The organism is Pyxidicoccus trucidator (assembly GCF_010894435.1).
Lineage (GTDB): Bacteria > Myxococcota > Myxococcia > Myxococcales > Myxococcaceae > Myxococcus > Myxococcus trucidator.
Map to the genome: position 1 here is coordinate 615,106 of NZ_JAAIXZ010000004.1, position 11,815 is coordinate 626,920.

Consider the following 11,815-nt stretch of genomic DNA (forward strand, 5'->3'; position numbering starts at 1 on the left):
GGGAGGGCCTGGGCCCGGAAAGCGACCTTGGGGCCCGGTGCCCCCCGCTGACAACCCTGGCCCGCGCGCAACGTCCGCCCCTGGATTTACATGGCTATCCCGGAATCGTCTGCTGTTGGCCGTCGGGGCGGGCTTGATTCCGGGACGGTGGCGGGGCGTCATCCGGGGCCTTTCCACAACTTCTGGAGCCGATGGGCTGATGGCGATTGCTTGCGTGGTGCTGGACTTCGACGGGACCTTCACGGACGTGGCGGCGGAGAGCGCGCCGTTCCTGCAACACTTCCGCGACGGGCTGGCGCGGGTGCTGGGGGAGAACCTGGAGGCGGCGTGGGAGGAGGAGGTCGCCGCGCTGCGCGCGGGGGCGGACGCGCTGGGGTGGGATTTGGGCGGCAGGGTGGTGGCGCCGGCCACGGCGGACCCGTACCTGACGGCCACGTGCGCGGCGCACCGGCTGCTCCAGCGCTTCGGCAAGGGCGCGGACGAGGCGGTGCGCTCGGAGGCGGTGCAGGGGCTGTACCGCGAGGCGTATGCGTACTCGGCCACCGCCTTCAAGCCGGAGGCGAAGGAGGTGCTGGAGGCGCTGCTGGCCACGGGCCTGCCGGTGACGGTGGTGACGAACGCGCACACGGACCTGGTGGAGAAGAAGCTGGACCAGCTGGCGCCGAAGGGGCGTGAGCGACTGAAGGTGTCCGGGGACGCGCGCAAGTTCCTGTTGGACGCTCCGGACGGGCCGGACGCGCGCTTCGCCGCGGTGCCGGAGACGCAGGTGCTGGACGGCGTGCTGCGCCGCCCCATCTACCTGCGCCGGGGCCGGTACTTCGAGGCGCTCAAGCGCGTCTGGGACGCCACGGGCACGCGGCCGGAGGAGACGCTGGTGGCCGGTGACATCTACGAGCTGGACCTGGCGATGCCGGCCGCGCTGGGCGCGCACGTGCAGCTGGTGGCGCGCGACAACGTGCTGCCCTACGAGCTGAAGGCGATGGAGGCGCTCGGTGCCCGCGGCGGCGTGGACCGCAGCCTGCGCGCCCTGCTGCCCCGCCTGCGCTGACGTCCCGGGCGCAAAGGGCCGGGCGTTCCGCGTAACGCCCGGCCCGATATCCCCGCCCGGGCGGGGCGTTGATTACGACGTCCGTCGTACTCTGACGTCTCCAGGTACGGCGCGTGTCGTCGTCCACCCTCCTGGAGAGTGCCATGCCCGTCCGTCTCCGCTTCCTCCTGTCCTCGCTCGCCGGGGTGGGCGTGTCCGCCTGCGCGGCGGCGCCGGTGGTGGAGGAGCCCGTCGTCAGCACCTTCGTGAAGCTGCCGCCGAAGCCGTGGGGCTGTGCCTACGAGCTGTTCGAGGACCGCGAGCCGTCGCGGCCCTACCGGGTGCTGGGGACGCTGCCGCTGAGGACCAACGAGTGGCTGGGCGCGCGAAAGCGCAAGGCGCTGCTGCGCAGGACGGTGTGCGAGGCCGGCGCGGACGCCGTCCTCCTGCCGCGCCCGGAGGAGCGGGTGGTGGGCGACATGAACGTGCGCGAGTACACGGCCATCTTCATCGCCTACACGGACGTGCCCGCGCGGACGGAGCCGGACGCGGCGCCGCCCCCGCTGCCCCCGCCTTCGGGCGAGGACTACACCGTGCCCATCAGCGAGGAGGTGATGGGTGACACCGAGGGCACCGAGGTGCGGCAGGAGGCCACCGAGCCGGACTGGGAGTCGCCCTGAAAACACGAAGCCCCGCGTCCCGGTGAAGGGAGCGGGGCTCGAATGCGTCGGTGAAGGCGCTTAGACCTTGGCGCCCGGCGTCGGCTGGAACACCTCGTTGAACTCGGTGATGGCCTTGTTCAGCGCGGTCTTGATTTCGTTGGTCAGCTCGCGCTTGGCCTGGAGGTCCTTGGCGACGTTCGGGTGCTTGCCGTCCGCGAACTCGAGGAACTCACGCATCCAGCGCACCACGTCGGCCACCGGGATGTCGCGAATCCAGCCGCGCTTCTTGGGGTCGTCGCGGTTGATGGCGGCGTACAGCTGCATGACCTGACGCTCGACGGAGAGGGGCTCGTACTGGCCCTGCTTGAGCACCTCCACCATGCGGGCGCCGCGGGCCAGGGTCTCCTGGGTGGCCTTGTCGAGGTCCGAGCCGAACTGCGAGAAGGCCGCCAGCTCGCGGTACTGCGCCAGGTCCAGCTTCATGGTGCCGGCCACCTGCTTCATGGCCTTGATCTGCGCGGCGGAACCGACGCGGGACACCGACAGACCGACGTTGATGGCGGGGCGGACGCCGGCGAAGAAGAGGTCCGTCTCGAGGAAGATCTGCCCGTCGGTAATCGAGATGACGTTCGTCGGGATGTACGCGGACACGTCACCGGCCTGCGTCTCGATGATGGGGAGCGCGGTCAGCGAGCCGGCGCCCTCCTCGTCGGACAGCTTGGCGGCGCGCTCCAGCAGGCGGCTGTGGACGTAGAACACGTCGCCCGGGTACGCCTCGCGGCCCGGCGGGCGGCGGAGGAGCAGGGACAGCTGGCGGTACGCCACGGCCTGCTTGGACAGGTCGTCGTACACGATGAGCGCGTGCATCTTGTTGTCGCGGAAGTACTCGCCCATGGCCACGCCGGCGTACGGCGCGAAGAACTGCATGGGCGCCGGGTCGGAGGCGTTGGCGGCCACCACCGTGGTGAACTCCATGGCGCCGTGGCGGGCCAGCTTCTCCACCACCTGGGCCACCGTGGACTGCTTCTGGCCGATGGCGACGTAGATGCAGTGAACGCCCAGGCCCTTCTGGTTGATGATGGTGTCGATGGCGACGGCCGTCTTGCCCGTCTGGCGGTCGCCGATGATGAGCTCGCGCTGACCGCGACCCACCGGCACCAGCGCGTCCAGCGCCTTGATGCCCGTCTGCAGCGGCTCGTGCACGCTCTTGCGCTTCACGATGCCGGGCGCCTTCACCTCGAGGCGGCGCGTCTCGGTGCCGACGATGGGGCCCTTGCCGTCCAGCGGCTTGCCGAGCGGGTCCACGACGCGGCCCAGCAGCCCCTTGCCCACGGGCACGGACGCAATCTGCTGGGTGCGCTTGACGACGTCACCCTCGCGGATGGCCTGGAAGTCACCCATGATGGCGACGCCGACGTTGTCCTCCTCGAGGTTGAGCACCAGGCCCTGGACCCCGTTCGTGAACTCCACCAGCTCACCGGCCAGGGCGCCCTCGAGGCCGTAGATGCGGGCGATACCGTCACCGACGGACAGCACGGTCCCAGTCTCCGCGACGGTGACCTTCTTGCCGTAATCCTTGATCTGCTCCCGGATGATTCTGCTGATCTCGTCGGCGCGGATTTCCATGGGCGTTTCGCGTCCTTGCACTGGGGCGGCCCACGTGGGGAAGGCCGCCGAAAGCTGGAAGTGGGGGCCCCTTACCATGCACACCCCCCCGCTGCAATGCGCACGGCATGGCTCGCGCATGAGGGAGATGATGGCCCCGGTAAGGGAGGGGACAGCCCCGGGCAGGGGATTCTTCCCCCCATGCCCTCCGTGAAGGCGCGCCACTTCTGCCGGGCATCAGCGCGAGCCCCGCTGCCCCTCGGACTCCGCTGCCGGCACCGGCGGGAGCGCGGCCGGGCGGACCGGGGCCCGGCCTCCCGTGTGGAGGGCTGCCCGGGCTGGTGCTGAAGGGGGATTCGGAGGCGGCTCGGGGGAGGCTCGCGCCGTCAGGGGACGGAGGCCTGGCGGGGAAGCCAGACGAGGAAGCGGACGCCGCCGCCGGTGCGCGACTCCACGGTGAGTCGGCCTCCGTGGGCGAGGGCAATCTGCCGGGCGATGTAGAGCCCCAGTCCCAGCCCGTCCGGGCTGGCGGAGCGGCCCCGGCGGAAGGGCTCGAAGAGGGCGGCGTGCTCCTCGGCGGGCACCACCAGCCCGTCATTGAGGACGGTGAGGGTGACGCCGCCCACCGCGCCGGTGAGGCGCAGGGACACCGGGATGTCCTCGGGGCCGTGCTGGAGGACACTCCCCAGCAGGTTGTCCGCGAGCTGCGCCAGCCGGGGCGCGTCCCAGTTGCCGCGCAAGTCACCCTCCAGCTCCAGGTGGATGGTCCTCCCGGGGTGGGCCAGCCTGCGCTCCTCCACCACCCGCGTCACCACCGGGTCCAGCGTGCCGGGCTCGGGGCGCACCACCAGCCCGCCGGCCAGCCGCTCCCGGGTGAAGTCCAGCAGCTCGTGGATCATCCGCTCCATGCGCCGGGCCGCCTGGGCCAGGTGGCCCACCAGCCGCCGCTGGGGCTCCTCCAGCCCGCCCATCCGCTGGAGTGAGCCGGTGCCCAGCTGTATTGCTTGCAGGGGGGTGCGCAGGTCAGTGCCCATGACGCCCAGGAACTGGTCCCGGAAGTGCTCGGTGCGCGCCACGCGCTCCTCTTCGGCCTTGCGGCTGCTGATGTCCCAGATGCCGGCCATCCGGACCTGCCGGCCCTCCCACGTCACGTAGCGTCCCAGCACCTCTATGGGGAGGCGCGTGCCGTCGCGCCGCACGCACACCACCTCGTACGGCGTCTCCACGCCCCGGCCCACCGCCGCCATCACCGTGGGGCGGAACTCCGGCGCCACCCACTCGGTGAGGTGGTGGCCGATCAGCTCCGAGGCCGACGCGTACCCCAGCAGGTTCGCCAGCGCGCGGTTGGCGTCGAGGATGATGCCGTTGTCGTGCAGGAAGTACCCGTCGCACGCCACGTCCGCCAGGCCGCGCAGGTGCGCTTCACGCTCACGCAGCCGCTGGGCCTCCTTCACGCGCTCCGTCTCGTCGCGCACCCACAGCACCACGCCGGCCAGCACGCCTCCATTGAGCGCCGGGCACATGCGCACCCGCAGGTGGCGCTCCCCGGCCGAGGCCGCCAGGGTGCCGCTCACCGGCGCCTCCGCCACGTCCTCGCCGGACTGTGCCCGGGCGAGCATGGGCGACAGCATGGGGGCCACGTGGGGCCACAGCTCCAACAGCGGACGGCCAACGAAGGCGCGCGCCTCCACCCCCGACAGGGACGCCAGCGCCGCGTTCACCCACACCGGCCGCAGCTCCCTGTCCAGCAGGGCGAGGCCACAACCCGCTGCGTTGAGCAACGCGCCCAGGAAGGGCCGCGCTTCCTCCGGCGCCGCCGACGATGAGGCCGCGCCTTCAGGAAGCCTTTGGAGCAGGGACTGCGGCATGTTCAGGTCGTCCGGAGAACGCGGATTTATCCCGCGTCACCGGAGAGTATACCCCTTCCCAAGGCCCGCTGGAAATACCGGTTAGCCCTGGACTGCGGGGTGAGATTCCGACCTGGAAAGTTGGCTGCCCGACGGGCGGCCAGGCGTCAGCGCTGCTTCAAGTCCCGGCGCATCTGCTCCAGCTGGGTGCGGAGGCTGCCGTCATACAGGAGGCTGCCCACCTGGGCGGAGACACCCCCCAGCAGGGCGGGGTCCACGCGCGTCTCCAGGATGACGTTGCGCTGGGTGAGCTGCTGCAGCGTCTGCTGGAGGCGGGCGAGGGCGTCCGCGGCCATGGGGGCGGCGGTGGTGACGCGGCCCCGGACGCGGCCGGCACGGGCATCCGCCATGTCGCCGAAGAGGCGGGCGATATCCGTGAGGTAGTTCAGGCGGCTGCGGTCCACCAGCAGGCGCAGGGTGCTGGCCAGGATGGGGTCCGCACCCCCGGGGAGGGCCTTCATCACCCCTTCCACCACTTCCCGGCGCTGGGAGCGCGAGTAGACGGGGTTGAGGAGGACGTCCGTCAGCTCCGGGTTCTTCGCGAAGACGCTGGCGAAGGCGGTCAGCTGCTCGGCGACGGCGTCGGTGCTGCCGGCCTCCGAGGCGACGTCGAGGAGCGCACGGGCGTAGCGGCGGGCGATGGACACGTTCACCATGACGGTCGCGCCCTTAGCATGGTGTCCCGCCTCGGGCAACGGCCGTGGCGCCCTCCCGCTCCACCCCCCACGCAGCGCGTCGGACGGCCTGGAGGGCGGGGAGGCGGCGGGCACACGGGGAGTATTATGGGGAGTAGGGGACTTGGCGAGGTGGCCGGAACACCCGTAGCGTGGTGTCCTGACAACCCCCCATGCACGACCCTGTCATCGGCATCGACCTGGGCACCACCAACAGCGCCATTGCGACCGTCGAGGACGGTCGCCCGCGCCTCATCCCCTCACGTGCGGGTGGTCGGCTCACGCCTTCCGTCCTCGGTGTGACGAAGGGTGGTGAGCGCGTGGTGGGGCAGGCCGCGCAGGCATTGGCGGAAGAGCACCCCGACTCCGTCGTCTGGGCCACGAAGCGTTTCCTCGGGAGGCGCTACACCCCGGAGCTCATCCAGCAGGCGAAGGCCCTGGTTCCCTATCCATTGGTAGCGGGCCCCTCGGGGGACGTGCGCGTGAAGCTGGCCGGGCGCGTGCTGCCCGTCACCCAGGTGTCGGCGATGATTCTGGGGGAGCTGGCGCTGGACGCGCAGGCGCACTTCGGCCGTCCCGTCACCAAGTGCGTGATTACGGTTCCCGCCAACTTCGACGACAACCAGCGGCAGGCCACGCGCGAGGCGGCCACCATTGCCGGGCTGGACGTGGTGCGGCTGGTGAACGAGCCCACCGCGGCGGCGCTGGCCTACGGCCTGTCCCGCGGCTTCGAGGGCAACGCGCTCGTCTTCGACTTGGGCGGCGGCACGTTCGACGTGTCGATTCTCGAGGTGAAGGCCGGCGTCTTCGAGGTGCGCGCAACGGGTGGCGACCCGAAGCTGGGCGGCGAGGACTTCGACCAGCGCATCGTCCAGTGGCTGCTGGCGCAGGTGGACGATGACCTGCGCCACGTGGTGTCCCAGGACGCGCAGAGCCTGCGCCGGCTGAAGGTGGCCGCCGAGGCCGCCAAGCGCATGCTGACCGAGTCCGACGAGGCGACCATCTCCGTGCCCGGGCTGGGAGACCACAACACCGCGGGCCGGCGGCTGACGGAGCTGGAGACGGTGCTGACGCGCTCGTTCTTCGAGACGCTGTCCGAGCCGCTGTCGCGCCGCTGCCTGGAGGTGTGCCAGGGCGTCATGCACGAGGCGAAGATGGACCCGCGCTCGGTGGACGTGGTGCTGCTGGTGGGCGGCATGACGCGCGTGCCGCTGATTCGGCGGCTGGTGGCGGACTTCTTCGGCCGCGCGCCGTCCACGGACGTGCACCCGGACGAGGCCGTGGCGCTGGGCGCGGCGGTGCAGGCGGACGAGCTGCTGCGCCAGTCCGGACAGGCGCTGCTGCTGGACGTGGCCAGCCAGAGCCTGGGCGTGGGGGTGATGGGCGGGCGCGTGAAGCGGCTCATCGCCAAGAACACGGGCGTGCCGGTGGTGGCCCGCGACATCTTCTTCCCCGGGACGTCCGGACAGAACGAGGCCCGCATCCCCGTGTACCAGGGGGAGAGCGAGTTCCAGGACGAGAACTACAAGCTGGGCGAGGTGGTGCTGAAGAACCTGCACGTGGCCGCGCGCGGCGAGGTGCCCCTGGAGGTCGTCTTCGAGCTGTCCAGCGAGGCCATCCTCGCGGTGAAGGCGACGGACCTGACCACCGGCAACGTGGAGTCGGTGCGCCTGGAGGCGCGGCCGGGCATGGCGCAGAGCGAGGCGGAGAAGCTGGGCGCGGAGCAGGCCCACTACGCGCAGGCGCAGGGCGTGGTGGACGCGAAGCGCGCGGAGGAGCTGTTCCGCAAGCTGCTGGAGCGCGGCGACAAGCTGGCGCGGATGCTCCAGAAGAGCGCCCAGGAGAACCCCAGCGCCGAGGCGCAGGCCGCCGTGGGCACCGTGCAGCAGCTGCTGGACGGTGGGCGCAACGCGCTCAAGAGCGGGGACGCGGCGCAGTGCGCCTCGATTGCTCGCCAGCTCACGCAACTGCTGTCCGGCCGGCAGGAGCCACGCGCCTGAGCGTCCACCCCCGAACGCTGGCCCGAGGGGCCCGTGGTCGTCCTTCCTCCTTCTCCCTATCCGTGAGCCCATGACTGTCCCCCCTTCCGCCGCGCGCGACACCGTGTTCGTGGTGGACGACTCCCGCACCGCCCGGGAGGTGGTGCGCCTGCACCTGGCGCGGCTGGGCTGTGAGGCCGTGGCCATGGACGGGGGCGAGGCGTGCCTGGCCGAGCTGGCGCGGCGGGCCCCCTCGCTCATCCTCCTGGACCTGCGCATGGAGCGCATGCAGGGGGACGAGGTGTGCCGGCTGGTGAAGGCGCACCCGGCGGGCCGCAACGTGCCCGTCATCATGTTCACCTCCGCGGGCGAGCCGCATGAGGTCATGCACTGCTGGCGCGCGGGTGCGGACGACTTCCTGCCCAAGCCCGTGGCGCTGGAGGCGCTGGAGGCGAAGCTGGCCGCGGTGCGAGCGGCGCGGGAGCGGGCGCAGGGCGCGCCTCGCGGGCGCCGCGTGCTGCTGGTGGAGGGCGGCCGCTTCCTGCACACCTTCCTGGGCGGCGCGCTGGAGCAGGAGGGGCTGCACGTCCTCTATGCGCGCGACGCCGAGGACGCGGCGCGCCTGGCCGCGCTGCACGGCTCGCAGCTGGATGGCTTCGTGGTGGACGTGTCGCGCGCCCCGCGCGAGGCGCTGGCCCTGGCCTCGAGGCTGCGCGAGGTGCACGCGCGCAAGCCGCTGGTGCTGCTGTCGCGCGCGGAGGAGTCGGCGGACGTGCTGGCCCGCGCGCAGGCGCTGGCGGGCGCGCCGCTGCTGGAGAAGCGGCACCTGGGCGCGGACGAGCTGCTGGGCCGCGTGCTGGGGCGGCTGGTGCCGGGGCTCGTCCCGCTGCGCGCCGCGGAGCGCGTGCCCTTCTTCACCGTGGTGGAGTTCGCCACGGCGGGCGGCGCGGCCATGTCCGGCTTCAGCCATGACGCCAGCCCGGAGGCCCTCTTCGTGCGCACCCTCACCCCCGCGCGCGAGGGCGCCCGGCTGTCGCTGAAGGTGCTGCTCGCCGGCCAGCGCACGCCGTGCACCGCCGAGGCGACGGTGGCCTGGGCCAACGCGCCGCACCCCCAGGGCCCCTTCCGCGCTCCGGCCGGCATGGGCCTGCGACTGGAGCGCATGGACGCGTCGCTCACCCAGCAGTTCGTCCGCTTCGTGCCGCGGACCCTCGGTTTTCCGCTCACGGGTTCCCCCCGCGCCTCAGGTTTCTGAGAGGCTTGCTGTCCCGCAAACCCCTGGAAACCCCGGGGGCCGGGCCCCGCCACCCCCTGGCATGAGCGTGGCAAAGGGAGCGGCGGCCACTGGCGTGGGGCCGGACGCGAGGTCCGGGCACCCCCAGCGGGGCCGAAGACGAAGCGGGAGGGTCTGATGCGGCATTGGAAACGCTATGGCTGGGTGGGGTTGGCGCTGGTGGCGGCGGGCTGTGAAAGCGGCTCGGGCAAGAACGGGCTGACGAACGAGCCGGTGCAGTCGGCGGCGAAGCTGGAGGCCTTCGCCGGCTGCGAGGCCCTGGAGCAGCACATCGAGGACAGCGCGACGAAGCAGATGCGCGCCTCGCTGGAGAGCCTCAAGAGTGAGTTCGACCCGTACAGCGGGGGCATGCCTCCCCGGGCCGACGACATGCCGACGGGCGCGCCCGCGGAGGACTCCGCCGGCGGCGGTGGCGCTCCGAGCAACCACACCGAGACGAACAACCAGGTGGAGGGCGTGCACGAGGCGGACTTCGTGCAGAACGACGGCACGCGCATCTTCGTGCTGTCCGGCCCTCAGCTGTACGTGCACCGCTCGTGGCCCGCGGAGCAATTGGTGCGCACGGCCCTGCTGGAGGTGGAGGGCTGGCCGAGGGAGATGCTCCTCGACAAGGAGCGCAACCGGCTGGTCATCACCTCGCAGGTGTACGAGAAGCGGCCGGGCCAGCCCACGCTGACGGGCGGCGGCGTGGCCTCGCCCGCCATGGACTGCGCGGGCTTCCGCTGCGGCTACATGTACGGCGACACCCTGAAGGTGACGGTGGTGGACGTGGCGGACCTCGCCGCGCCGAAGGTGGTGGAGCAGGTGTACCTGCCCGGCGGCTACCTGAGCGCGCGGCGGGTGGACAGCGCGGTGCGGCTGGTGATGTCGGACCAGTTCCGCTGGCCGGAGGGCGTGCGCTTCTACCCCGAGTACTCGCGTGGGCTGTACGAGGACGAGGACCGGCTGGCGAGGGTGGTGGACGGGCTCATCCGTGAGAACGAGAAGCTCATCCGCGCGCGGACGCTGGAGCAGTGGCTGCCGCCCGGCCGCCGCGTGGACGCGGACGGGCAGGTGACGCCGCTGGCGTACGAGTGCACGGACTTCTTCCGCAACAACGCGCCCACGGGGCTGGGCTTCGTGACGGTGCTGTCGCTGGACCTGGACCCGGGCGCGGCCAACGCGGCGCCCACCCGCACCAGCCTGGTGACGTCGCCCGGCGAGGTGTACGCGTCGAAGGACGCGCTCTACCTGGCGACCAACCACTGGTGGTGGTGGCCGGAGCCGGGGCAGCGGGACTTCGCGTACCTACACAAGTTCGACATCCGCGAGCCGGGCCGCGCCGCCTACGTGGGCAGCGGCACGGTGGAGGGCCACATCTCCAACCAGTTCGCCATGGACGAGCACGAGGGCGTGCTGCGCGTCGCCGTCACCGTGACGTCCCGGGTAAGGGACCTGGCCAGCCCGGAGTGGGGGCGCCTGGAGACCGTCAACCGCGTCGTCACCTTCCGCGAGGAGGAAGGGGCCCTGAAGGAGCTGGGGCGCAGCGAGGACCTGGCGAAGGGCGAGCGCATCTTCAGCGCGCGCTTCGTGGGCACCAAGGGCTACGTCGTCACCTTCCGGCAGGTGGACCCGCTCTTCACCTTCGATTTGAGCGACCCGGCGAACCCGCGCAAGGTGGGCGAGCTGAAGATTCCAGGCTTCTCCACGTACATCCACCCGGTGGGTGACACGCACCTGCTCACCCTGGGCGAGCACCGCGACGAGACGGGCGGCTGGCAGGGCCGTGCCCTCAAGCTGTCGCTGTTCGACGTGAGTGATTTGGCGAACCCGAAGGAGGCCTTCACGCAGATTGTCGGCTCGCAGAACAGCTACAGCGAGGCGCTCTACCAGCACAAGGCCTTCAACTTCTTCCCGGCCAAGGGGCTGCTGGCGATTCCCTTCACCGACTGGGACTACAACGCGTACGACTACTGGTCCGGCTTCCGCAGCGAGCTGCGCGTGTACCGCGTCGACACCGCCACCGGCTTCTCCCCGGTGGGCGCCATGTCGATGAAGGACGTGTACCAGACGTTCAACCAGCGCAACTGGAGCTGGTACTGGTCCCCCACGGTGCGCCGCAGCGTCATGGCGGATGACTACGTGTACGCCATCACCGACGGTGGCCTGCGCGTGGCGAAGACGGGCGCGCTCCAGACGCCGCTGGCCACGTCGCTCTTCCAGCCGCCGGTGATGCCGTGACGCGGCCCACCGCGTGGATGGCCGCCGGGCTGCTGCTCATCGGCGCGGTGGGCTGTGGTGCCGTGGGTGGACGCGAGGAGCCGCTTCCCGGGTTCACCGTCCAGGCCGCCTCGGACGACCCGAACCTGCCCGAGGGCACGCCGCGGAGGCTGGTCCTGACGGACCTGCCCGGAGGCTGCGAGGTCGACGCCCGCTGCGGTGAGCTGGTGGGCGTGAACTGCGGGGCCGAAGTGGACGGGCCGTACTACTACGTGGAGGCCTTCTCCGGGCGCATCCTGGAGTACTGCGGCGGGGCCTGCATGGCGGGGCCCAGGCCGGATAGTCCGTACTGTCGGAACTGCCCGGCGGTTGGCTGGACGTGCCAATAGTGCAGCTGGCGTCACGGGTGTGAAACCCGCCCTCTCCGGTCAGGCCGGAGAGCGGCGGGGCGTCACAACCTGGGAGCGC

General features: G+C 71.6%; 9 protein-coding genes. 6 read left to right on the forward strand and 3 right to left on the reverse strand.

All coding sequences use genetic code 11. The features are described 5' to 3' along the window. The first annotated feature begins 199 nt into the window (after positions 1-199). Positions 200-1,048, forward strand: coding sequence for an HAD family hydrolase (locus tag G4D85_RS15770; protein WP_164012658.1), 849 nt, complete (start codon positions 200-202; stop codon positions 1,046-1,048). Positions 1,049-1,191: 143 nt separating this feature from the next. Further along, complete coding sequence (locus tag G4D85_RS15775) at positions 1,192-1,707, forward strand: hypothetical protein (RefSeq protein ID WP_164012660.1); 516 nt, start codon at positions 1,192-1,194, stop codon at positions 1,705-1,707. A gap of 60 nt (positions 1,708-1,767) precedes the next feature. Here G4D85_RS15775 and atpA read toward each other — a convergent pair whose 3' ends face one another. The 3 genes from atpA to atpH form a co-directional block, all read right to left on the reverse strand. Continuing rightward, on the reverse strand, positions 1,768-3,315 hold the full coding sequence (gene atpA, locus G4D85_RS15780; protein WP_164012662.1) for a F0F1 ATP synthase subunit alpha: 1,548 nt from the start codon (positions 3,313-3,315) through the stop codon (positions 1,768-1,770). A gap of 365 nt (positions 3,316-3,680) precedes the next feature. Continuing rightward, a complete protein-coding gene (locus G4D85_RS15785) occupies positions 3,681-5,162 on the reverse strand; it encodes a sensor histidine kinase (RefSeq protein ID WP_164012665.1) in 1,482 nt (493 codons plus the stop codon). 146 nt (positions 5,163-5,308) lie between these two features. Then, positions 5,309-5,857 (reverse strand): ATP synthase F1 subunit delta, encoded by a 549-nt coding sequence (gene atpH / locus G4D85_RS15790; protein WP_164012667.1) that lies wholly within the window; start codon positions 5,855-5,857, stop codon positions 5,309-5,311. A 191-nt stretch (positions 5,858-6,048) separates the two neighbouring features. On the opposite strand from atpH, the gene G4D85_RS15795 reads away from it, so the two are divergent. The 4 genes from G4D85_RS15795 (at position 6,049) to G4D85_RS15810 (ending at position 11,736) form a co-directional block, all read left to right on the forward strand. Continuing rightward, complete coding sequence (locus tag G4D85_RS15795; RefSeq protein WP_164012669.1) at positions 6,049-7,875, forward strand: Hsp70 family protein; 1,827 nt, start codon at positions 6,049-6,051, stop codon at positions 7,873-7,875. A 70-nt stretch (positions 7,876-7,945) separates the two neighbouring features. Then, a complete protein-coding gene (locus G4D85_RS15800) occupies positions 7,946-9,109 on the forward strand; it encodes a TIGR02266 family protein (RefSeq protein ID WP_164012671.1) in 1,164 nt (387 codons plus the stop codon). 156 nt (positions 9,110-9,265) lie between these two features. Continuing rightward, positions 9,266-11,368, forward strand: coding sequence for a beta-propeller domain-containing protein (locus tag G4D85_RS15805; RefSeq protein WP_164012672.1), 2,103 nt, complete (start codon positions 9,266-9,268; stop codon positions 11,366-11,368). Further along, positions 11,365-11,736 (forward strand): hypothetical protein, encoded by a 372-nt coding sequence (locus G4D85_RS15810; protein ID WP_164012674.1) that lies wholly within the window; start codon positions 11,365-11,367, stop codon positions 11,734-11,736. The genes G4D85_RS15805 and G4D85_RS15810 overlap by 4 nt, the downstream gene beginning before the upstream one ends. The last annotated feature ends 79 nt before the right edge of the window (positions 11,737-11,815 follow it).

What these genes read in the sequence shown, in the direction of transcription:
- G4D85_RS15770 (WP_164012658.1), top strand. Translation starts at nt 200, where the DNA reads ATGGCGATTGCTTGCGTGGTGCTGGACTTCGACGGGACCTTCACGGAC.
- G4D85_RS15775 (WP_164012660.1), top strand. Translation starts at nt 1,192, where the DNA reads ATGCCCGTCCGTCTCCGCTTCCTCCTGTCCTCGCTCGCCGGGGTGGGC.
- atpA (WP_164012662.1), bottom strand. Translation starts at nt 3,315, where the DNA reads ATGGAAATCCGCGCCGACGAGATCAGCAGAATCATCCGGGAGCAGATC.
- G4D85_RS15785 (WP_164012665.1), bottom strand. Translation starts at nt 5,162, where the DNA reads ATGCCGCAGTCCCTGCTCCAAAGGCTTCCTGAAGGCGCGGCCTCATCG.
- atpH (WP_164012667.1), bottom strand. Translation starts at nt 5,857, where the DNA reads ATGGTGAACGTGTCCATCGCCCGCCGCTACGCCCGTGCGCTCCTCGAC.
- G4D85_RS15795 (WP_164012669.1), top strand. Translation starts at nt 6,049, where the DNA reads ATGCACGACCCTGTCATCGGCATCGACCTGGGCACCACCAACAGCGCC.
- G4D85_RS15800 (WP_164012671.1), top strand. Translation starts at nt 7,946, where the DNA reads ATGACTGTCCCCCCTTCCGCCGCGCGCGACACCGTGTTCGTGGTGGAC.
- G4D85_RS15805 (WP_164012672.1), top strand. Translation starts at nt 9,266, where the DNA reads ATGCGGCATTGGAAACGCTATGGCTGGGTGGGGTTGGCGCTGGTGGCG.